Source organism: Flavobacterium aquidurense (genome assembly GCF_002217195.1).
Taxonomy (GTDB): Bacteria; Bacteroidota; Bacteroidia; order Flavobacteriales; family Flavobacteriaceae; genus Flavobacterium; species Flavobacterium frigidimaris.
Genome location: NZ_MUGR01000018.1, coordinates 83,783 through 107,209 on the forward strand (window position 1 = coordinate 83,783; position 23,427 = coordinate 107,209).

The following is a 23,427-nucleotide window of genomic DNA, read 5'->3' on the forward strand; positions in this document are numbered from 1 at the left end:
AGATGGACTTAAAAAACGCACAACTAGATGTCGATACCTGGATAAAAAAACATGGTGTTCGCTATTTTAATGAGCTTACAAATATGGCACAACTTACAGAAGAAGTAGGTGAGGTGGCCAGAATTATTGCCCGCAGATACGGTGAACAATCAGAAAAAGAAAGTGATAAAAACAAAGATTTAGGCGAAGAATTGGCGGATGTTGTTTTTGTAGTTTTATGTCTTGCCAACCAAACCGGAATAGATTTACAAGCCGCTTTTGATAAAAAAATGGATTTAAAATCAGTTCGAGACAAGGATCGCCACAAAAACAATGATAAATTGAAATAATTGTGAAATATCACTCATCGGTTTTGAATTATGAGTTTTGAATTTTGAATTATGATTTGGGAGTGGTAAATTGCGTGGCCGAATTACGTTTCTAATCATTCATAATTCATAATTTACAATTTACAATTAAAAAAATGAATTTACTACTTCAGACAACTCAACATAACTTAAAAGGACAAATTGCAGTAACAGGATCAAAAAGCGAAACCAATCGTTTATTGTTGTTAAAAGCGTTGTTTCCAAATATTACACTGGCTAACACATCAAATTCTGATGACAGCGAAGTAATGCAAAAAGCCCTAATTGGTAATGACGAAATTGTAGACATTCATCATGCCGGAACAGCAATGCGTTTTCTAACTGCTTATTTTGCTGTAAACGAAGGCCGCGAAGTGGTGATGACAGGTTCAAGCAGAATGCAGGAACGTCCGATAAAAATTCTTGTTGAAGCATTAGGACAATTGGGCGTTGAAATCTCTTATGAAAAAGAAGAAGGTTATCCGCCAATCAGAATCAAAGGAAAAAAAGTAAGTGCTTCAAAAGTTACTTTGGCAGCTAATGTAAGCAGTCAGTATATTTCGGCACTTTTATTAGTCGCTTCAAAATTAGAAAATGGTTTAGAACTGACTTTAGAAGGAGAAATAACTTCGATTCCGTATATCAAAATGACTTTGGCCTTGCTAAACGATTTAGACATTCAGACCAGTTTTGAAGGCAATGTAATTAAAGTATATCCAAAAGCTGCCGTTGCATCAAAAGAAATGGTGGTAGAATCAGATTGGAGTTCAGCGTCGTACTTTTTTAGTTTAGTGGCTTTGGCAGATACAGCTTCAATAACACTAAGCAGCTATAAAGAAAACAGTTTGCAGGGAGACTCAGAATTAGTTTCTCTTTATGAAAAATTAGGAGTTCAGACTACGTTTCAGGACAATAAAATGAAATTGGTAAAACAAGAAAATTTTAAATACGAAACGGTAAATTTTGATTTAAACAACACACCGGATATTGCGCAAACTATTGTAGTAACTTGTTTAGGTTTAGGAATTGGCTGTCATTTGACTGGTCTTCATACTTTAAAAATTAAAGAAACAGACAGACTTGAAGCGTTACGAATCGAGCTGACAAAATTAGGAGCCAATATCTCGGTAACTAATGATAGTCTGACTTTAGTAGCTTCAGAGAATATCAATCATAATGTAAAAATTGCGACATACAACGACCACCGTATGGCAATGGCATTTGCACCTTTGGCACTTAAAGTTCCAATTATTATCGAAAATGCTGAAGTAGTTTCTAAATCATATCCGGATTTTTGGAATGACTTAAAAACATTAAATTTTCAAATTTCAGAATTGTAAAAAAAAATATTCGCCACGAATTCACTAATTTTATTTAATAATTCGTGAATTCGTGGCGAAAAAATAGATAGCCTCCGGTTTTTACTGGAGGTTTTTTTGTGAGGCATTTTTCGGCTTTAGCGAAATAAAAACAACAGGAAATTTTTACAGCATCCTAATTAAATGAACTTATATCACTTATATGGTAAAAAAACATTTTTTTATGTTGTCGAAACTCCACTAAATCAGCGACTTTTGAAAATAAACAGCAAAACACTTGACAACGCCTATCTCACAGTCGTATATTTGCACACGATTAAAAATCAGGTCTTCAAATAATCCTGATTGAAAATCTATAACTCATAACTTTCTCAAATGAAATTATCACATTTTCAATTTAATTTACCGAAAGAACTTTTAGCAGAATTCCCGGCAGAAAACAGAGACGAATCTCGTTTAATGGTAATCGATCGTCAAAAACAAACTATAGAGCACAAAATGTTTAAAGATGTTATCAATTATTTTGATGACGGAGACGTTTTGATTCTTAACAATACTAAAGTTTTCCCTGCACGTTTGTACGGAAACAAAGAAAAAACAGGAGCAAGAATTGAAGTTTTCTTATTAAGAGAATTAAATTCAGAGCAACGTCTTTGGGACGTTTTAGTTGATCCGGCGCGTAAAATTCGTATTGGTAACAAACTTTATTTTGGTGATGACGATTCGTTAGTAGCTGAGGTAATCGACAACACTACTTCTCGTGGTAGAACTTTACGATTTTTATATGACGGTTCTTATGAAGAATTCAGAAACAAATTGACAGAACTTGGAGAAACTCCAATCCCTAAATATATCAGTAGAGAAGTAACAGCAGAAGATGCTGAAAGATACCAGACTATTTATGCAAAAGAAGAAGGAGCTGTAGCGGCGCCAACTGCAGGTTTACACTTCTCTAAACACCTTTTGAAAAAATTAGAAATCAAGGGAATTAATTTTGCTGAAGTAACATTACACGTTGGTTTAGGAACTTTTAATCCGGTTGAGGTGGAAGATTTATCGAAACACAAAATGGATTCTGAAGAGCTGATTATTAAACAAGAAGCTTGTGATATTGTAAATACTGCTAAAGCAAACAAAAAACGTATTTGTGCTGTGGGAACCACTTCTATGCGTGCGATAGAAAGTTCAGTTTCATCTCAAAACACTTTAAATCCTTTTGAAGGCTGGACGAATAAATTTATTTTCCCTCCTCACGATTTTAGTATTGCAAACTGTATGATCACTAATTTCCACACGCCAAAATCGACATTGTTAATGATGATTTCTGCATTCTGTGGACATGATTTAATGAAAAGAGCATACGAAGAAGCAATCAAAGAAGAATACAAATTCTATTCTTACGGAGATGCGATGTTAATCATCTAATCGGAGTTTATCTTATAAGCAGCCCGACAGGTTTTAAAACCTGTCGGGTTTTCTGTTTATAAATGGTTTCGGGTTTCAGGTTTTTCAGAACGTTAAAACTTGAAACCTGAAACTTGAAACAAAAAAACATTTCCTATTTTTACCATTCAAAATAAGAACAATGACTTTTCAAAATACACGCGAATTCGCAAAACAACTGGATTCAGAAGATACTTTAAATCAATATCAGGATCAATTTATTTTTCCAAAAGTAAATGACAAACGCGTTATCTATTTTACGGGCAACTCTTTAGGATTACAGCCTAAAAGAACAAAAGCCTATATTGATGAAGTAATGAATGATTGGGCAGATCTTGCTGTCGAAGGCCATTTTTATGCTCAAAAACCATGGTGGGATTATCAGGAAAGATTTGCAGCACCTTTAAGTAAAATTGTAGGGGCTTTGCCATCAGAAGTTACGGTAATGAATACTTTGACGGTGAATCTGCATTTACTGATGGTTTCGTTTTATCAGCCAAAAGGAAAACGTTATAAAATAATCTGTGAGGAAAAAGCATTTCCTTCGGATCAATATATGTTTCAGAGTCAGGTTCATTTTCATGGCTATAAAACAGAAGATGCGATTGTAGAGATCAAACGTCGTGAAGGCGAACACAATATTCGTCTGGAAGATGTTCTGGCAAAGATTGAAGAAGTTGGAGATGAACTGGCTTTAGTTTTAATTGGGGGAGTAAATTATTATACCGGACAAGTTTTCGATATTAAAACAATCACAGCTGCAGGTCATAAAGCCGGAGCAAAAGTAGGTTGGGATTTGGCCCACGCTGCCGGAAATATCAAACTGGAACTTCATGACTGGAACGTAGATTTTGCCGCCTGGTGCAGTTATAAATACATGAACTCTGGACCCGGAAATGCTTCCGGTTGTTTTGTGCACGAAAAACATCATAATAATCCTGATTTACCTCGATTTGCTGGTTGGTGGGGACATAATAAAGAACGCCGTTTCAAAATGGAGCCTAACTTTGATCCGGTTCACGGCGCTGATGGCTGGCAGATTAGTAATTTACCGGTGCTCTCTTTAGCACCCTATTTAGCCTCTGTAGAAATGTTTGCAGAGGTTGGTATGGATGCCCTGATTAAAAAGAGAGATCATATTACGGCATATTTAGAATTTATTTTACATGAAATTGATAAAGAAGTAAAAGGAAATTTCGAAATCATTACACCATCAAATCCAGAAGAAAGAGCATCGCAATTATCCGTTTTTTTACACGGAGAAGGAAGAAGTTTGTTCGATTACTTAATGAAAAACGGAGTAATTACAGATTGGCGTGAACCAAACGTAATTCGTCTGGCACCAGTTCCGTTGTATTGTTCGTATGAAGATATGTACGACTTTGGACAAATCCTGAAAAAAGGAATTTTAGGATAAAGCTTATAATCTCGCATTTTATCATAGAATGCGAGATTTTTTTTTAAAAGTCAGTAACTTAAAAAACAATCTGCTTAAATCTGCGTGAAACAAACATCCAGTCAATAAAAAAATCCGTTTAAATTTGCGTTTTGCTTTAGCAATCCGTTTCATCCGCGTTTATTTTTTTAACACAATCTTGAAATTCTATAACCATTAACTTAAATCATGTAACTTCAGCAAAACAAATCTTCTTTAATTTGTAATGTAATAATTTAAAACTACAATCATGAAAGCCTTATATATTTTATTCGCCGCTTTATCAATCGTTTCTTGTCAGAACCAGGGAAAAGAAGATATCAATAAAGCAAAACAAGCTAGCATTGATTCGATGAAAGTTGAAATTAATAGACAAAGAGTTATTGATTCAATGAAGACAGAAATGGCAAAGATCAAAGAAGATCAAAAGGTAGAATCCCAAAAAGTGGAATCTCAAAAAGTGGTGGTCGTACATCAGCAACAAGCTGACGGAACTGCAACTACAACAACTACCAAAAAGAAAAAAGGATGGAGCGCTACTGCTAAAGGTGCTGTAATTGGTGCCGGAGTTGGTGCCGCAACCGGAGCGATTGTGAGTAAGAAAAAAGGAGAAGGCGCCATTATTGGTGGTTTAGCCGGTGCTGCTTTAGGAACCGGAACCGGTGCTGTTATCGATAGCAAAAAGAAAAATGAATAGACTATTTTGATATAAATAAAAACCCCGATTTAAATCTAAATCGGGGTTTTGTGTTTTAAGCCAATTCTAAAATTGGAATCTTAATCTCATTCAATTCTGATTTATAAAAATCGAAATCCTTTCTCATTTTCGTTACATCATTTTTGAAGTATAAAGCAGGCGATAATAAATTTTGGTAATACTCAACTCCTTCCAGAATATTAGTTTTAAAAGTATTCCATTTTTTAAGTTGTGCATTAGTGATATCCCCTGAAATATTGTCGATTTCATTTCTAAAATAATCCACATACATTTTCAGTTCTTTTACAAATAAGTTTGGCCTGTTATCCGTCCTTAAAATCGATTTATTTCCATAAATATGACCAACCATATCAGACAATGAAACTTCTTGGTCAAAATAGGCCATATTAGGCCCCGGGCAAATGATTACACCTTGTGCCTGACCTTTTATTTTAATATCGTTCTCTAAATACGAGGCATTCGCTAAACCTACACACAAACAAGATTTTTCAGTAATAGCAAATTTTGCTTTTTCGAAAGCCTGAGACGACATCGTATCTTTTGCATTTTCTAATTCCTCCAGTTTATGATCCTGAAATTTTTTCGATGCAGTACAAATTCCATGCGGATCATATTCTTTGCTAAGTGCCAAGAATTTTTTAGGACAGGAACTTCCGGCCTTATTTTGGTCTATTCTTTTTTGTCTTAGAATTTCATTTGTAGTTCCTCTCAAAGTGTTAAACGGAACTCCCAATGGCGAAATATGGCTTAGATACAGATCCTTTTCTTTAGCATTCATTAATAATTCTCGGGTAGCTTTATCTACAGAAGTTGCTTCCGGAACCAATAAAAATGGCGATCCCCAACCAACAGAATCTACTTTGTAATTTTCTAATAAAAATTCATGTTCTTCAGCAGTTCCTACGCCGCCCTGTACCGTTATTTTAAGAGGTAAAGGATTTTCAGGAGCGTAAAGTTGTTTTTGCTGTAATACTTTTGTCATCAGCTCGTGTGCAGATTGAACAAGCTGATCCTTTTTTTGTTTAAACTCTTCTAATATTGGTCCTAATAAAAGACCGTCCGTAGCAAAAGCATGTCCACCGCAATTTAATCCTGATTCGATTCTGTATTCAGAAACCCAAAGTCCTTTTTTAGCTAAAAAATTACCCTGAATCATCGCAGATCTGAAATCGCTGACTTTTAAGATGATTTTCTTCTTCAGCTCATTGTTAAGATTCGGAAAAAAATCTGAAAAATTCTCAAAATAGCTGAACAATCTTGGATTCATTCCGGCAGAAAGTACAACAGATGATTCAAGATTACTGTTTGCAAAGCCTCTCAAAGCTGCATGAGCATCATTGAATTCGATGGGAAGCTGTTCGTTTTTTTCGAAATTATCTTTATCCAGTTTTGTCATAATATTGACATCGATTAAACCGGGAGAAAGATGTGATTCGATATAGTTTTGAATGTTTTCCTTAAAAGAAATTCCATCATCTAACAGGCTTTGAAAACCTTTTTTTATATCCGAAGTATTGGGTAACATCGCAATATAATTTTCAACGGCAGTTTTGCTTTCCATTAGTTCCGCTTTGAAACTGTCGAATTTTTCTTTTACAATTTTGTCAACCAAATTAAGATAAGAAGTTATTCTTTGTGCCCTGTAATCGTGAAATTTCTGACTTATCTCTTCGTACGGAAGATTGAATTTTGTGCTATAAAAATTACGCATCTTTTCAATCAAATCGTCATCAGCTATAGAAACTACAGACGAAATTCCATATTGCGCTACTCGAATTGGGCTGTCAATCGTATAGGCGAGTCCCATTACAGGAATATGAAAAGTGTGTAAAGGTGGCTTTGTCATTTGTTTTTAAATTAAAAATAAAAGCAAATGTTGGAAAATTTATCCTTAAAAAAACTGATAATTATCAGGTTTTAAAATGATTGAAAAATATCATAGGAAAAAGTTTATCACAAATTACACAAATTTTTTACCGCACTGATTTAAAAATAATTTGTGAAAATTTGTGTAATTTGTGGCTAAAAAAAACCGAAGTAAAAGATCATTAAATCAAAATTTTCTTAAAAGACTCCGCTATACTTCTCCATAAAAAATTGTAAAATGATTTCTCCTGAATTCGTTCCAGTTCAACATCAGCTTTTTTGGTTTTGTCATCAGAATCATTTTTCAGCAGTAAATTAGCTACGGCTGATTTTAATTTTGCTTCTTTTTCAGGATGTTTCTTTTTGTATAGTTTTACTTTTAAATCTTCATAATCCAGTGTTGCATTTCCTTTGGCGGAAGCATCATTTCCATAAAAATTAAAATGATATTTATTGAATTTTCCTGTAAACGTAGTATTGATGTAGGGTTTTGTAAACCTCTCCATCGCGGCCACATTAAAATTTGATATTGTTCCCTGAATATGAAAACTATCTTTGAGATCCAGCACATTAAAACGCCAGTCAACATCAAGAGGTGATGTTTTCATAAAAACACAATTGACTTTGATCTTTACATCATCCATTTTTTTAAATCTAAAACCACTTTTAAGGTTGGTTACCTGCATATTAAAACGATCAAAATTTAAAATTCCCGGACCTTTCGAGAAATCAATTTCCTCCTCATAAACCAATTTTGATTTTAGAATTTGTATCGTATCTATCTGAAGTGGAAATTTAATTTTGCGCAATAAATGATTGTACAGGTATTTTTTGCTCAAATCATCTTTCGGTATTTTATTGCGATAAATATTAGCGTCAGCATGATTGGCAACAAGTGAATTGGCCTTAAAGAAAAATTGGTCATTCTTAAATCCCCAATCCATCTTTTCAATGTGTGCCGAATCTAGTTTAATGGTATAAATGTCTTTTTCTTTATCTAATCTTTTAACAAATTCTTTTCGGTTAAACTCCGGTAAATAAGAAAAATTCTTAACCTTCAGGAAATTATTTTCTGTGCTTATCTGACCAATATTCATACGATAAAAGGCACTTGGTTTGTAATATAAGCTATCACATACCAAAACGTATTTTTTAAACCGCATTGGGATTTTTTCTTTCAGGGTTGCATCCGTAAGTAAAATGCCTTCAAGCTTCAGCATGATTTTCTTAACGCTAAGAATTGGTTTGTCAGTATCTAATGAAACGACGTCGACTGTTCCTTCATTGAGATAAATATTCGAAACGGCAACAATTTTTCGAAACGGTTCAAGGATTTCGTCTTTTATGCTTTTATTATTATTCAGAAGTTTTTCTCCTTTTTTGTATAAAATCACACGAGGTTTATTGATAATAATACTTTCGGCCTGAATAATATCACGGAAAGCCAAATCCCAGATGTTAAAATGTTTAATTGTAATGGATTCTATTTTTGAGAAAAGTCCGTTTTTGCTGTCCTTAGGTTGGTTTTTAGGGCTTACTAATAATGTTGTAGCATTTATATTTCGAGAGATAAGCGAGACTTCAATTTTTTCGTAATGAATGTTGTATGCGGTTTTATTTTTCTCGTTTACAATTATGGGTAATTGTTTTTTGATCCAATAATTAAGACCAATATTGACTAAAATCACAAAAATGAAGACAGAAATTACACCGATCGCTATTTTTTTATAGATTGACATTTATGATATTGGTTTTAAATACATAAATTTAGATTTTTAAAAGCGATGTTTTTTACACGATTACATCTTTAATTTACATCATTACCCAATCATTTACCCTTATGCTTTTTGAATATGAGAAAAATTAAAAAAATTCTGCTGGTTTTATTCGTACTGATTGTTATTGTTGGAGTAGGTTTATGTGCCTATATTTTTCATTTAAAACCCAAATACGAAGGTGAAATTCAACTGAAGAATCTCGACAAGGAAACCACAGTTTATTTTGATGATTTTGGTGTTCCTCATATTTATGCTGATTCTGAAAAAGATGCTATGAAGGCTTTAGGTTATGTTCATGCTCAGGAAAGATTGTGGCAAATGGAATTACTTCGCCGAATTGCACCAGGGAGATTATCAGAAATCTTTGGATCTGTTGCGCTCAAAAATGATAAGTTTTTCTCCGGAATTGGTATAGAAGAAGCCTCGGCAAAAGCCATAGCCAAATTAGACAAAAACAGTCAGAGCTACAAAATGGCAATGGCATATCTGGATGGTATTAATCAATATCTGGAGGAAGGAACAACGCCTATTGAGTTTACTCTGGTCGGGGTGAAAAAAGAAAAATTTACAATAAAAGACGTTTATAATATTTTTGGATACATGTCTTTTAGTTTTGCCATGGCGCAGAAAACAGATCCGTTATTGACTGATATCCGGAATAAATACGGTGCTGAATATTTGAAAGATTTAGGTATTGAAGGCGAATTTAATACTACACAGATCAAAAGCTCAAAAGAAAATATCGAAGAATATACAACGATTGCTAAATCTGTAGCAGCATTGTTGGATAATTCTCCAATTCCGCCATTTGTAGGAAGCAATAGCTGGGTGGCAGGACCAACAAAAACCAAAAGCGGAAAAGTAATTTTTGCCAATGACCCGCATATTGGTTTTTCGCAGCCGGCAACCTGGTACGAAGCGCATTTGATTACACCGGATTTTGAATTGTACGGTTGTTATCTGGCCGGAACTCCGTATCCGCTATTGGCACACAATCGTGATTATGCCTACGGATTAACGATGTTCGAAAATGATGATATCGATTTTTATCAGGAAAAAAATAAAGAAGGTGATGAAAATCAATATCAAACGCCAACAGGTTTTGCAGCTTACGAAACCAGAAAGAAAACGATCAAAGTAAAAGATACTGTAGATGTTGTCCTGACCTTAAAAACAAGCCGACACGGTCCAATTATGAATGATTTATTAGATCGTCTCGATAAAAAAAATCCTATTGCGATGTCCTGGATTTATACCCAACAGCCCATACAGATTTTAGATGCTGTTTACGGACTTTCGCATGCTAAAAGCAAAGAAGATTTCAGGAAATCCGTTCAGCTGGTTGCTGCACCGGGATTGAATGTAATGTATGGTGATGCGAAAGGAAATGTGGCTTGGTGGGCAACAGGAACACTTTATAAACACGATAAAGGAGTGAATTCGTTTTTTATTTTAGACGGTGCCAGTGGTAAAGATGATATCAAAGAATATCTTGATTTCTCGAAAAACCCGTCGGCAGAGAATCCAGAATGGGGTTATGTTTATTCTGCCAATAATCAGCCGGAAGCCATAGATGGCTATTTGTATCCGGGGTATTATTTGCCGGAAGATCGTGCCAAAAGAATTTCAGCTTTAATGGATGCAAAATCAGATTGGGATAAAGAAGCAAGCAGTAAAATGATATTTGATAATACTTCCCCAATTGCTCCGGGTGTAGTTCAGAGTTTAATTTCGAATGTAAATACTGCTTCGCTTTCGCCAAAAGAAAAAGAAGTGATTGCAGTTTTACAATCATGGAAAGGAACAAACAATCTGGAAGACGTTGCGCCAACAATTTATAACAAATGGGTTTATTTATATCTAAAAAATACTTTTGAAGATGAAATGGGGTCAGATAATTTTAATTTATTCCTGGGATTGTCTTTAGGAAAGCAGGTTATTGCCAGACAAATTGAAAATGAAAATTCAGTTTGGTGGGACAATATAAAAACCAAAAATGTAAAAGAAACCAGAAGTGAAATTGTTTCGAAATCATTTCATGAATCAGTTAAAGCGCTTCAGGAACAATTAGGAGATAAGGTTGCTGATTGGAATTGGGGAAAAGTGCATACGGTAGAACATGAACATCCGTTAGGAAAAATAGCCGCTTTGCGTAAACTTTTTGATGTTGGGCCTTTTGCAGCTCCGGGATCAAATGAGGTGATAAACAATCAATTCTTCGGACTTACGAATGAAGGTAAATATTATGTAAAAGGCGGGCCATCAACCAGAAGACTGGTTGATTTCTCAGACATCGAAAACAGCTGGAGCATTTTACCAACCGGACAATCCGGAAATCCGTTCAGCAAACATTATGATGATCAGGCTGAAATGTACAATGCAGGGAAATTCAGAAAAATGAAATTGAACAAAGAAGAGATTCTCAAAACATCAACGAAATTGGTTTTTAAACCGGTGAAGAAGTAGTTTTTTTGTTTCAGGTTTCAAGTTTCAGGTTCTTGGCTTGTGTAATTTTACCGCAAAGAGCGCAAAGTTTTTTACGCAAAGATTCGCAAAGTTTTTTTGTGTTACTGCAAAGATTAACACCGTAACTAAGAAACCTTTGTCCCTTTGAGCTCTCTTTAGAAAAAACTTAGAACCTTAGCATCTCAGAACCTAAGAAAAAAAACTTTGCCCCTTTGAGCCTTTGGAACTTTGAACCTTCATTATTTATACTTTCCACGAACAATATCATTCGCGAAAATTTCCAGATTATAACCCAGGGCATGATTTGCAATCATGACGTTTGCAGTTTGATAAGCAGTATCTTGTTTGTAGGTTTTTAAAAGCGTTTCTAATTCTACTTCGTTATAAAATGCGAACATATTATAAACGGCATCCCTGAAGTTTTTATAATTAATGCTTTCCGTTATTTCCACTGTTTTTTGGTCATTCCATTTTTCTTGAAGAGCGGCTTCGTTTATGGTTTCCAGACAGAAATCGATAACGTAGTTTTTGTAACGGGCTGCGTCGACAATTTTATCAATTATAATTTTATTCTGCTGAGTAGGCATTGGAACTGCTTGGGCAGTGGTTTGAGAATTACAAAGGGTTGGAATAAACAAACATAGTAATACAACTAAAAGAGATTGCTTCTTTAATTTTTTCATAGGTTAAATAAAAAATGTTTACAGCTTGAAAAGTTGTAAATCAGGTTGATTTGGGATTTTGATATTCTTATTTTGGGCAGGGCTAAAATAGTTTTTTTCTACTAAATATGAAATGGAAAACATTTTTCAGATAAAAAAAACTCTGATAGTTTCGGTTTTAAACCAGAACTATCAGAGTGGGTAAGATAAAGATTATCGCTGTTACGCGCTTGCTTTTTTTAGCTGTTATTTTTTCAAAAGTTCTTCTAATGCTTTTTTACCGCCTTCATTTTTCGGATCAAGTGCCACCGATTTTTTATAATTGATAATGGCTAATTTTTTATTTCCATCTGTCAAATAAGCCTCGCCTAAACTGTCATAAACATTTCCTGATTTTGGATACGTTTCTGCATTTATTTTGAAAACTTCAAGAGCTTCTTTTGTTTTTCCGGTTTGTAGTAATTGATATCCCACATTATTCATGTCGCTTTCTAAAAGGGCATAAGCAGGATCATTTTTAAGTTTATTATAGATATCGAGCCCGGCTGTAACTCCCTGATCTGAGAATTTGTCCAACAGTTCTAATGCTAAGGACATCTTAGGCATTGTAAAAGGCTGATTGTATAAAATCGCACGTATCGATTCGCTAATCTGATTCAAAACAGTTCCGCCTGTATTATTCAATAAAACAATTAGGTTCTTATCTGCCGGAATACGGTAAATGATCGTATTAAAACCATTAATTCCGCCACCGTGTTCGGTAACTTTTACTTTACCTGCAGGACCATTGTCCGCTTCTTCAATAAACCAGCCGTATCCATAAGATCCTTTTCCGGCTTTGATGTAAGAGCTAAACAAAGATTCCATTGATTTTGATGAAAGTAATTGGTTAGTATAGAGTGCCTGATCCCAAAGATAAAGATCTTCTACAGTAGAGTATAAAGAACCTGCCGCATACGGAATACTCATGTCGAGATAAGGGGAATTGATGATTTTTTTGCCTCTTTTTTCATAACCCGCAGCCCTGTTTTTTAAAATAACATCGGCATGGTCATAACCGGAATTAACCATTTTTAGTGGAGTAAGAATATTTTCCTGTAAATATTGCTCGTATGATTTTCCGGAAACTTTTTCTATAATATATCCCAATAAAAAATATCCTGAATTACTGTAATTGAATTTTTCGCCAGGCGTAAATTCAAGCGGGAGATTCGAGAATGTTTTTACAAATTCTTCAGGAGTATAAGGATTTCTGCTTTTGTCCTTAAAGAAATTAGGTAAAGAAGTATAATTTGGAATTCCCGAAGTATGTGTAAGCAAATGATGAATCGTTACTTTATCGCCGCTTGCTTTAGGATAATCCGGTAAATAGATCGTAATAGGAACATCCAGTTTTATTTTGCCTTCTTCAGCTAATTTTACAATTAAGAAAGCGGTAAATTGCTTGCTGATAGAGCCTAATCTGAATTTTGTATCCGTCTGATTTGGAATATTCCATTCCATGTTGGCAGAGCCAAATCCCTTTTTCAGAATAATTTTGCCGTTTTCAGCGACTAAAGCAGCGCCATTAAATTGCCCGTATTGATTGTATTTACTTATCAGTTCTTCAATTTGTTTTGCTTTGTCTTGCGCAAAAGCATCGTTCAAAGCAAAAACAAAGACAAAAAGAGAAAGTACAATTAGTTTGATTGGTTTTTTCATAATGATTGATGATGAGTTGATTATGGTTAATGAATCGATTTTTGATTTGATGATTGAAACTCTATAATCACATGAGATCATATCGGCGTCTTTTGGTTAGACGACTAAGTTTCAATTAAGTTTCAAGATCAGTCATTTTTTTTCATTTTTCTTCTAAAAAGCGAAGATCAGAACATTAACCAAAATTATTTTTTGATAGGCCGGTGCTCGTAACTAACAATTCGTTTCAATTTCCAATCCTTATCTTTTCGCTCCCAGATATGAATAAATTTACCCGTTCCCTCCGGTTTTCCATCAATATAAAAAGTATGTTCACCAATTTGTACTGCGCCAAAATCACCTAATTTGTCAATAGTACATGAATTTAATTTTCGGGTTAGTTTTTCAGGTCTGGCACATTTTGCGTTCAGTGATTTTATTTCATTTTCTTTAGAAACATTCAAGCCAAAACGATCGTCATAAAACTCAACATCATCAGCTATTATTTTTTTAAATTGTGCTGCATCACATTGATTGAAAGCAACATCAAAAAGTAAACTGTCCATTTTAAGGATTTCAGTTTTCAGAAGATCCATTTTAGGATCTTCACTCTTAATTTGCGCGACCGCTTCTCTGCTTAAAAACAGAATAAAAAGCATTATTACATTCACCATTTGGGGCATATTTGTTTTTTTGTTATGATCCATTTTTATTTCGTTTCAATTTCAATTATTTTTTTTCCATTTTCACCCAAATAGTGATTCACTATTTTTTCATACACTTTGTAACCATCGTCAACATTGGTAAAAATAATCAGACCTTGTTTGGTTTTTGGCAACAATAAAACAATCGTTTGAACGCCTTTATCTGCTCCGCCATGTGATAAAGCATAATTGTTATTTCCTAAATCATAGATTTCGAAACCAAGCCCGAAATATTTGTTTTTCTTAGTCTCAACCTGATGTGATGTCATTTCGTCAAATACCGCTTTGCTTAATCCGTCACTGTTCATTACGCTGCATAAAAATGTTCCGTAATCCTGAATGGTGGTCAGTAAATCATCGGCAGCATTTGCCGTTTTATTTTTAACAGGCTCGTAAGCATTGCCCTTATTATCATAATTAATTGCATATCTTGAAATAGCTGTAATGTCATTCCATACAAACTTCGAGTCAGTCATTTTAAGCGGTTTAAAAACCACTTCATCCGCTAATTGCTCAAGAGTTTTATTGAATTTCTTTTCGAGTGCTTTTCTCAAATATTCAAATCCTTCTCCGGAATATTGGTATTTTGTTCCGGGTTTGAATTTAAAGTCCAGTTTACCGGATTCGTTCATGAGTCTCCAATTCGGGAAACCCGTTTGATGACTTAAAATGATTCTTGTTGTTAAAAGTTTTGTATTCGGATCATTTGCAATATCCGGATCTGCCCAGTATTTATAAAGAGGCTCGTCTAAATTCAGTTTTCCTGAACTTACCAGTTTCAAAGCGATTATTGCTGTTACGGGTTTGGTCAGTGAAGCAACATTCCATATTGTGTTGTATGGTGCTGTAATGCCTTTTTTGAGTTCGCCAAATACCTTTATTTGTTGAAGTTTCCCGTTATTGATTATACCAATTCCCAAAGTTGGAACGTTGTTTTGTTTGAGCCATTTTTCAATTTCGGAATCATTATCAAAAATACTCGATTTAGTGCCTACAGTATTAATATCCTGGTGATCGTAACTTAAAGATCTTCTTAGTTTCCAAGCTCCATTTTCCAGTATCCAGAGATGAGTGAATCTTGCCGTACTTCCAAATTTGTCTTTTTGACCTGGAACAGGTTCGAAAAATTGGTGAATTCCTATTTGCAAAGCGCCGTACAGAACACCATTTTTGGCTAGTGGATAAATTTCTGTACTGCCTTCAACTAAATCTCTTCTGGCTTGATACGTTTTGGTTGAACTGCATAAGCCTTTTCTGATATTTTTCAGAAATAAAGCTTTGTCCTGAATGCTGTCTTTGTCGTGATAGAATTCAAAATTGTTGCTAAGTAAGTTTTCGAATTGTGAAACATCGCAAGTATTAAAACCAACATTAAAGAGAAGGCTGTCTCTCGATATGATAGTCTTGTACAATTTGGAGTTTTTTTCTTCCTGAGAAAATCCGATATGGAATTGGAAAAGTAGTATTCCAACTAAAAACAATTTTAGCTGGAAAAATGATTTGTTGATTTTCATTTTGATTGATTTGATTGATTGATGATTGTGCAATATTAATGCAATCAAATGTAACAAAATTGTACAAATGCGAAATATTATCTTTTTTTAGAAAGAAAATAAGATGCTGAATTGAACATTTTGGGTGTTGTTTTGGTCACATCTTTGAATTTTTTGATAAAATGCGACTGGTCAAAATACTTGTTATAAAGTGCAACATCAGTGAGTTTTAATTTCTCTAAATCTGAGTTGACCATTTGATCGACCGATTTTCTGAATTTCAAAATCTGAATGTAATTTTTGATGGTAAGCCCGGTTGCAATTTTAAATTTAATCTGAAGCGATCTTTGTGATATCTCTAAAATTTTTCCAATTTCCGAAACGATAATTTCTTCCTGATGAAGTTTGATTGTTTCACAGATTCTTTCGATTACATTTTTATTTGAATGTAAAGTACTTAATTCTTCAAAATACGTATTGATTGTGTTTAATAATATTGAGATATCACTGTTTAAATCCGTTTCGATTTTAGTTTGAAAAGGCAATTCGCAAGCATCAATTTTGATAATAGCATCTGTGAAATTACTCAAATCATAATTAGGAAACATCGAAAGTGTCCAGGCATGAAATTGTACAATCGTAACCTTAGTTTCAGGTCGAATGTTGACTAAAACTTTATTGGTCATTTGCGAACAAAAGTAAAAACCTTCGTTCATTTCGTACTTGCTTTTACTGGTATGAACTTCTATGGCATTTCCGCTCACAATTGCCAGATTAAAGCAGCCATTTGGTAAAACAAGTTTGTTTTCGATCAGGCTTTCGCCAATGCTGTTATCGAGACACCAAATTTTATTGACGAACCGTTCAGTTTTTTGATTAACGTAATGTTCTGAATATAGGTTCATGCTTTAGAGGTGCAATATTTTGAATAATCCTGAATTCGCTCTGAAAGCCTTTTTTCTAAATACTCATTGCCGCCTTCTAATGAATCTAGTATTTGTAAAGCTTGTTTATAGTATTCTTTTATTTTTTCTGAGTCCCAGTGCCGCGGTGGAATCTGTAAATTAGTTATTCTGTCAGCCAATTTTACTGCCCAGACTTCTTTTGATAATTTTTTAATTCTGGTCAAACTATCCATCATTCTTTCTTCCTTCGGGATGTCAGTATTTTTTGTTAAGGCTAAAACGGCCTCGGCAATTTCCGTATTAAATTCTTCTGCAAGCTCTTTAAATATAGTCTCTGTATCTTCAAGAATATCGTGAAGCAATGCAACCTGAATGGCAAATGCCGTGTTGAATTCTTTTGTTTCCTGCGAGGCAAATATAATTTCCATGGTTACATTGCTTAAATGCACAACATAAGGCAAATTAGTTCCGGGAATTACCTGATTCTGATCTGCATGTTTTTTAGCAGCAAATTTTATAGTCTTTTGATAAATACTTTGTAATTCCATTATTGAGCTAATAGTTTTTATGAATAAGCTAAAATACTATTTTTTTCTATGGCAAAGTTGAATGAACCTCTTATATAAATTCTTTGAAATATTCTCGTTTAATAGATTGCCAATCTTCCGGAATTACACTATAATAAACATCATTTTTACTCTTTCCTTCAGAGTCTACATAGTTATTTCTAAAAACACCTTCTTTTACAGCACCTAGTTTTTCGATTGCTCGTTGCGATTTTTTGTTTTCGAGATCTGCGCTAAATTGTATTCTCCTGAAGTGAATATTTTCGAAACCAAAATTCAATAATTCATATTTGCAGGCTTTGTTTAAACCTGTTCCCTGAAAGTCTCTTCCGTACCACGTCCAGCCAATTTCACATTTTTGGCTCGCGTGATTGAGGTAACCATAACGTGTGCTTCCGGCAAGTTTATTGGTGGTTTTATCAATAATTAAAAACGGATAGCAGATTCCGTCAGCTTTTTGTTTTAGTGTGTTTTGTATGTAATTTTCGAAATCAATGTCATTTCGCACATACATTCCCATATACTTCCAGATTTCATCATCGAAAATAATTTCTTTGAGTTCGGTGTTTCGCTCGTTTTCAAATGGAAGTAATAAAACTTTTTCGTTTTCTAAAAAAATATCAGATTGTAATAATTCGCTGTTCATGGTATTTGTTTGATTGAAGTAGTTCGTTTCTTGCCCGCGGATTTTACGGGTTGAACAAGTGGACACTTATTTTTTGAGGCATGCGATTTAGATTTTAGTAAAAAAACCTGGGAAAATCCGTTCAACCCTTCAAATCTGTGGGCTCAATTTTTTTCTCGTTAGGCGAAAATAGGCTTTTCCGGGTTTCTAATAAATCTATAAAAACGAAAATTTGTTATGAAAACGATTGTTGCATGAGTGACAGCAGCTGTATCTCCCGATTTAGAAAAACAAGGTTTTTTACTCTTAGTTTTTATTGATTGGGAATATAGCGGATAGCCCGACCCGCTTTTTCCGGCGGGTCATGCCCAGGTAATTATAACAAATAGAGGTAAATATTTGTTTTATTTTAAAGCTTTTGTGTATTTATTACTTATTTTTACGATCTTATATTTAGATTTTTCTTGATGCAAACTCCACTAAAAATTGCGGTTGTAGGTTCTGGATTGGTAGGATCACTCTTGGCAATTTATCTCAAAAAAGCAGGTCACACCGTTCATGTATATGATCGAAGCCCTGATATTCGCAAAATTAATTTTTCCGGTCGTTCTATAAATTTGGCAATGTCTAATCGTGGCTGGAAAGCTCTTGATGGCGTTGGTATTGGCGAATCAGTTCGTGAAATAGCAATTCCGATGGACAAACGGGCGATTCATTTGGTTGATAAACTTAATTTTCAGAATTACGGACAGGAAGGCGAGTCGATTTATTCGATTTCAAGAGGTGCTTTAAACCGGAAAATGATTGATCTGGCAGAACAAGCCGGAGCTGAATTTTTGTTTGACCAAAAGATCTGGGATGTAACACTTAGTGATGCAACTTTGCATATTGGTGAAACCGAAAGAGGCGAGTGGGAAGAGAAAAAATACGATATGGTTTTTGGTGCCGATGGTGCTTTTTCGAGAATCCGTCATAGGATGCAGCGCCAGAGTATGTTCAATTATTCTCAGGAATTTTTGAATATGGGATATAAAGAATTGAATATTCCTGCAAATGCTGATGCAACGCATAAACTGGATAAAAATTCATTTCATATTTGGCCACGCGGTAAATATATGTTAATTGCACTGCCTAATTTAGATGGAAGTTTTACCTGTACGCTGTTTATGCCTTTTGAGGGAGAGGATTCGTTTGAATCACTGACGGATCGTAAAATGGTAGAAGATTTCTTTGAGAAAAATTTCCCAGATTCTATTGAAGTGATTCCAAAACTGGCAGAGGATTTCTTTAAGAATCCAACCAGTACTTTGGTAACGATGAAATGTTTTCCATGGACTTACGAAAATAAAATCGCTTTAATCGGAGATGCTTGTCACGCTATTGTTCCGTTTTACGGACAAGGTATGAATGCCGGTTTTGAAGATATCACGGTTCTGAATGAAATGATCGGAAAATATGGAGACGATTGGAAGAAGATTTTCTCTGAATATGAAATCTCACGCAAACCAAATGCCGATGCTATTGCGGAACTTTCTTATAGAAATTTCATGGAAATGAGTACCAAAACTGCCGACGAGAAATTCTTATTGCAAAAGAAAATTGAAAAATTCTTCTCAGATAAACACCCTGATAAATGGATTCCTCTTTACAGCCGTGTGACTTTTAGTGATCGCCCTTATGCAGAAGCTTTGGCTATTGGTGATTTTCAAAACGGAATTATGGAAGAGGTTTTAAGAACTGATAATATCGAAAATATCTGGAACACACCTGAAATCGAAGATAAGATTTTGGAATTGCTTCAAAACGCATAAATTTTTGAAACTATATTAGTGATATAAGTTCATTTAATTTTTATAAAGTAAACCCGGCAGATTTTTTAAAACCTGTCGGGTTTTATTGTAAAACGAATATTTAACCAGTAAAAATTCTATGAGCTGATTCAATTTAACCGGTAACTGGTTTTACATGAACTTATATGAATTATATGGTTTATTTTTTATTTTTTAAATATTTTAGATAATACGCCAAAAACGCCTCTGATAAAAGTGGCACTTGTTACGACTTTCAATACTGATTTTGTTACTACACTTGTTGTGCTCGGTTCAGATTTCGATGATTTTGTTGACGGCTGTTGTTCCTGTTCTGCGCTGGCTTGTGCCGCATCAGCTATTTTTTTATTCAGAATTTCATAAGCACTTTCGCGGTCAACTTCTTCAATATATTTTTTTACAAGTTTAGATTTGCTGTTTATGGCTTCGATTTCGTCGGAAGACAGAACGTCCATTCGGCTCATTGGTGCTCGCATCATTGTGGCAACAAGCGGTGTAGGAATTCCTTTTTCGTTTAAGGCCGTTACAAGAGCCTCACCAATTCCTAAATTTGTCAATAATTCGTCTGTTTTATAATACTGTGACGTAGGATAATTATCTGCTGTTTTCTTAATTGCCTGACGGTCATTAGCCGTAAAAGCCCTCAAGGCATGCTGTATTTTTAATCCCAATTGAGCCAGAACCCCGCTCGGCACATCCATTGGGTTTTGTGTCACGAAATAAATACCGACTCCTTTAGAACGTATTAATTTTACGATAGTTTCAATTTGGTCCAAAAGAGCTTTGCTTGCCTCATTGAAAATTAAATGAGCCTCATCAATAAATATAACTAATTCAGGTTGCGAAACATCACCTTTTTCAGGCATTTGCTGGTAGATTTCAGCTAATAAACTGAGCATAAAAGTTGAGAATAATTTAGGTTTATCCTGAATGTCCGTCAAACGAATGATGTTTACATAACCCTTTCCGTTTTCATCAATTCGCATCAAATCATCAATTTCAAAAGATAGTTCACCAAAAAAGATATCACCGCCCTGCTGTTCTAATTCTATTATTTTTCTTAGAATAGTACCCGTTGTGGCAGTTGAAATTTTGCCATAACTGGCAGAGATTTCCTCTTTGCCTTCTTCAGTAATATAATTGATGACTTTTTTGATGTCTTTTAAATCTAATAAAGGCATTTGTTTGTCGTCGCAATATTTAAAAATTACTGCAACAACACCGGCCTGAGTGTCATTTAAATCTAAAATTCTGGAAAATAAAACAGGTCCGAATTCCGAAACCGTGGCTCTTAACCGGACACCATTTTGTTTAGAAAGCGACATTAATTCAACCGGAAATGAAGCAACATTATAAGGGATATTTATTTTAGCATGTCGCTCCGTAATAAAGGCTTCTTCTTTTCCTTCTTTGGCAATTCCGCTAAAATCACCTTTTATGTCCATCATCAAAACTGGAATTCCCGCATTCGACAGTTGTTCAGAAAAAACCTGTATCGTTTTTGTTTTTCCTGTTCCGGTTGCTCCGGCTATCAATCCGTGGCGATTTAGTGTTTTTAGTGGGATTTTTACATGCACTTCTGCAATTGGCTCTCCGTCAAGAATGGCTCCTCCAAGAATTATGTTATCACCTTTAGATATGTAGCCATTGTTTATATCTTGAATGAAATTGTCTTTTTTATTCATGTTTTATTTGTAATTTAGATGATTATAAGAGTATTGCTTGGTTTTTTAACATTTAGAGTTCGTTTTTTTTAGTAAGAAAAAGCTATTTTTGATTGAAAAATGTATAAAAAATAATTTCGCAACTTTTTAAGAAGATATCAAAGGAATGTTTGAATATTTACTAAAACGTTGTAATTTTCCCATTAATCGCCCCGTTTTTTGTTTTATCTAAAAAATGATGTCAGCAAATTAATGAGATATTTTTTAAATCGACGTTAAATTTCGGTCAATTAAATTAAAAAAAGTTTTTTTATTTAAACTAAACGTATAAATTTGCTCCTCTACAAGTTAAATATAACTAAAAAATAAAAATTATTTAAAACTATTAAAATTAAAAAAAATGGCAAACGTTAAAGTTAAAAAAGAAAGCACTTCAAATGGAGGAGGAATGATTACAGGAATCATTATTGTTGCGTGTATTTTAGTTGGGGTGTTTATTTGGAAAGTAATTATGGGAGATGCTTCTAACTTCGAAGGAGGTAATCCAGAAACAGGTCACCCGATCAATACATTAGGTCAAGTATATAAAGGAGGTTTTATTGTACCGGTATTATTAGGTATGTTTTTAATGGTTGTTGTTTTTTCTATTGAAAGATTTATCGTTATCGGTAAAGCTGCTGGTAAAGCTAACTTAGATGCATTTATGAAAAGTGTACAAGGAAGTATTAAAGAAGGAAACATTGAAGCTGCTATTGCTGCATGTGACAAACAACAAGGTTCAGTTGCAAATGCAATTAAATCTGCTTTGGTAAAATACCAAGATGTTAAAAAAGAAGGATTCAACAGTGAGGAAGCTGCAGAAGTAATCCACAAAGAAATCGAAGAGGCAACTTCATTAGAAATGCCAATGTTAGAAAAAAACATGACTATTATCTCTTCTTTAGTATCATTAGGAACTTTAGGTGGATTATTAGGAACTGTATCAGGTATGATTAAAGCGTTTGGTGCGTTAGCTTCTGCTGGAACTCCAGATCAGGCTGCTCTTGCAACAGGTATTTCTGAAGCACTTATCAACACTGCAACAGGTATCTCTACTTCAATCTTAGCGATCGTTTCTTATAACTTCTTTACAGCTAAAATTGATGATTTAACTTACTCTATCGATGAGGCTGGTGTTACTATCGTAAACACTTACAGAAGATTCAGAGGAAGTTTGAAACAATAATTAATTTTTGATTAGTATTAATTATAATTAATTATATCAAAATAAAATAAAAGATAATGGCTAAAATAAAAATGAAAAAAAAGTCAACATCGACAGATATGACTGCCATGTGTGATGTTGCGTTCCTTTTACTTACGTTCTTTATTTTGACCGCTACTGCTAAAGTGCCAGAAGCACTTCCTGTAGATATGCCTTCTTCTGTTGCTCAAACTAAATTACCTGATACGGATTTAGCAATCATCACAATAGGAAAAGGTGCAGATGGGAAAAGCAAAGTGTTTTTTGACATTAAAGGAAGAGAGATTCGTAAAAGAACTCTTGAAGGAATGGGAGCAAAATACGGTGTTACTTTCTCAGAAGATGATAAAACTAAATTTGCATTAATGGATGACTTTGGTGTTCCGTTAGCTAATTTGAAACAAATCATCGACATGAAAGCGGCTGATAGAACAAAAGCAAACCAACCTGGTGTTCCAATCGATTCATTAGATAATCAATTAAAAGACTGGCTTTTGATTTCAAGAAGAGCTGCGATTGATATTGATGATAAAGAATTGAAAATTGCAATAAAAGGTGATGCTAAAGAAGAATATCCACAAATCAAAAAGATCATGGATATCTTGCAAGATCAAAAAATCAATTCCTTTAACTTAGTTACAGGTATGAGAGGAAGAGACTTTTAATTTAAAAAATATACACTAA

The 23,427-nt window shown here is 34.2% G+C and carries 19 protein-coding genes; 9 read left to right on the top strand and 10 right to left on the bottom strand.

Going from position 1 to position 23,427, the window contains the following annotated elements; genetic code table 11:
• Positions 1–2: 2 nt before the first annotated feature.
• The 5 genes from B0A67_RS09905 (at position 3) to B0A67_RS09925 (ending at position 5,241) form a co-directional block, all read left to right on the top strand.
• Entirely contained in the window at positions 3–329 is a 327-nt protein-coding gene (locus tag B0A67_RS09905; RefSeq protein WP_072964376.1) for a nucleotide pyrophosphohydrolase, read from the top strand.
• Between the two features lie 134 nt (positions 330–463).
• Entirely contained in the window at positions 464–1,687 is a 1,224-nt protein-coding gene (gene aroA / locus B0A67_RS09910) for a 3-phosphoshikimate 1-carboxyvinyltransferase (RefSeq protein ID WP_072964377.1), read from the top strand.
• Positions 1,688–2,041: 354 nt separating this feature from the next.
• Positions 2,042–3,091: a tRNA preQ1(34) S-adenosylmethionine ribosyltransferase-isomerase QueA gene (gene queA / locus B0A67_RS09915; RefSeq protein WP_072964378.1), complete on the top strand. Its 1,050-nt coding sequence runs from the start codon at positions 2,042–2,044 to the stop codon at positions 3,089–3,091.
• Positions 3,092–3,251: 160 nt separating this feature from the next.
• The gene (kynU, locus tag B0A67_RS09920; protein WP_072964379.1) at positions 3,252–4,526 is read left to right on the top strand and encodes a kynureninase; all 1,275 of its coding nucleotides are present in this window, start codon (positions 3,252–3,254) and stop codon (positions 4,524–4,526) included.
• 268 nt (positions 4,527–4,794) lie between these two features.
• The gene (locus tag B0A67_RS09925) at positions 4,795–5,241 is read left to right on the top strand and encodes a YMGG-like glycine zipper-containing protein (protein WP_072964380.1); all 447 of its coding nucleotides are present in this window, start codon (positions 4,795–4,797) and stop codon (positions 5,239–5,241) included.
• 55 nt (positions 5,242–5,296) lie between these two features.
• Here the strand turns inward: B0A67_RS09925 and B0A67_RS09930 are convergent, their stop codons facing one another.
• Together B0A67_RS09930 and B0A67_RS09935 are read right to left on the bottom strand one after the other, a co-directional pair.
• Complete coding sequence (locus B0A67_RS09930; RefSeq protein ID WP_072964381.1) at positions 5,297–7,108, bottom strand: hypothetical protein; 1,812 nt, start codon at positions 7,106–7,108, stop codon at positions 5,297–5,299.
• Positions 7,109–7,310: 202 nt separating this feature from the next.
• Positions 7,311–8,867, bottom strand: a complete 1,557-nt coding sequence (locus B0A67_RS09935; RefSeq protein WP_072964382.1) for a hypothetical protein — start codon at positions 8,865–8,867, stop codon at positions 7,311–7,313.
• 114 nt (positions 8,868–8,981) lie between these two features.
• On the opposite strand from B0A67_RS09935, the gene B0A67_RS09940 reads away from it, so the two are divergent.
• Positions 8,982–11,372, top strand: a complete 2,391-nt coding sequence (locus B0A67_RS09940) for a penicillin acylase family protein (protein WP_072964383.1) — start codon at positions 8,982–8,984, stop codon at positions 11,370–11,372.
• A gap of 239 nt (positions 11,373–11,611) precedes the next feature.
• Here the strand turns inward: B0A67_RS09940 and B0A67_RS09945 are convergent, their stop codons facing one another.
• The 7 genes from B0A67_RS09945 to B0A67_RS09975 form a co-directional block, all read right to left on the bottom strand.
• Complete coding sequence (locus B0A67_RS09945; protein ID WP_072964384.1) at positions 11,612–12,055, bottom strand: hypothetical protein; 444 nt, start codon at positions 12,053–12,055, stop codon at positions 11,612–11,614.
• Positions 12,056–12,280: 225 nt separating this feature from the next.
• On the bottom strand, positions 12,281–13,735 hold the full coding sequence (locus B0A67_RS09950) for a serine hydrolase (RefSeq protein ID WP_072964385.1): 1,455 nt from the start codon (positions 13,733–13,735) through the stop codon (positions 12,281–12,283).
• A gap of 185 nt (positions 13,736–13,920) precedes the next feature.
• Entirely contained in the window at positions 13,921–14,421 is a 501-nt protein-coding gene (locus B0A67_RS09955; RefSeq protein WP_072964386.1) for a nuclear transport factor 2 family protein, read from the bottom strand.
• Positions 14,422–14,423: 2 nt separating this feature from the next.
• Complete coding sequence (locus B0A67_RS09960) at positions 14,424–15,932, bottom strand: serine hydrolase (RefSeq protein WP_072964404.1); 1,509 nt, start codon at positions 15,930–15,932, stop codon at positions 14,424–14,426.
• A gap of 77 nt (positions 15,933–16,009) precedes the next feature.
• Positions 16,010–16,816: a helix-turn-helix domain-containing protein gene (locus B0A67_RS09965; RefSeq protein ID WP_072964387.1), complete on the bottom strand. Its 807-nt coding sequence runs from the start codon at positions 16,814–16,816 to the stop codon at positions 16,010–16,012.
• Entirely contained in the window at positions 16,813–17,364 is a 552-nt protein-coding gene (locus B0A67_RS09970) for an HD domain-containing protein (protein ID WP_072964388.1), read from the bottom strand. Before B0A67_RS09970 ends, B0A67_RS09965 begins: the two co-directional genes overlap by 4 nt.
• A 70-nt stretch (positions 17,365–17,434) precedes the next feature.
• The gene (locus tag B0A67_RS09975) at positions 17,435–18,028 is read right to left on the bottom strand and encodes a GNAT family N-acetyltransferase (protein WP_072964405.1); all 594 of its coding nucleotides are present in this window, start codon (positions 18,026–18,028) and stop codon (positions 17,435–17,437) included.
• 446 nt (positions 18,029–18,474) lie between these two features.
• Between B0A67_RS09975 and B0A67_RS09980 the strand changes: the two genes are divergently transcribed.
• Positions 18,475–19,818: an FAD-dependent oxidoreductase gene (locus tag B0A67_RS09980; protein ID WP_072964389.1), complete on the top strand. Its 1,344-nt coding sequence runs from the start codon at positions 18,475–18,477 to the stop codon at positions 19,816–19,818.
• Positions 19,819–20,003: 185 nt separating this feature from the next.
• Here the strand turns inward: B0A67_RS09980 and B0A67_RS09985 are convergent, their stop codons facing one another.
• Positions 20,004–21,521, bottom strand: coding sequence for a helicase HerA-like domain-containing protein (locus B0A67_RS09985; RefSeq protein ID WP_072964390.1), 1,518 nt, complete (start codon positions 21,519–21,521; stop codon positions 20,004–20,006).
• Between the two features lie 379 nt (positions 21,522–21,900).
• On the opposite strand from B0A67_RS09985, the gene B0A67_RS09990 reads away from it, so the two are divergent.
• Both B0A67_RS09990 and B0A67_RS09995 read left to right on the top strand, forming a co-directional pair.
• On the top strand, positions 21,901–22,725 hold the full coding sequence (locus B0A67_RS09990) for a MotA/TolQ/ExbB proton channel family protein (RefSeq protein WP_072964391.1): 825 nt from the start codon (positions 21,901–21,903) through the stop codon (positions 22,723–22,725).
• 56 nt (positions 22,726–22,781) lie between these two features.
• The gene (locus tag B0A67_RS09995; RefSeq protein WP_072964392.1) at positions 22,782–23,408 is read left to right on the top strand and encodes an ExbD/TolR family protein; all 627 of its coding nucleotides are present in this window, start codon (positions 22,782–22,784) and stop codon (positions 23,406–23,408) included.
• The last annotated feature ends 19 nt before the right edge of the window (positions 23,409–23,427 follow it).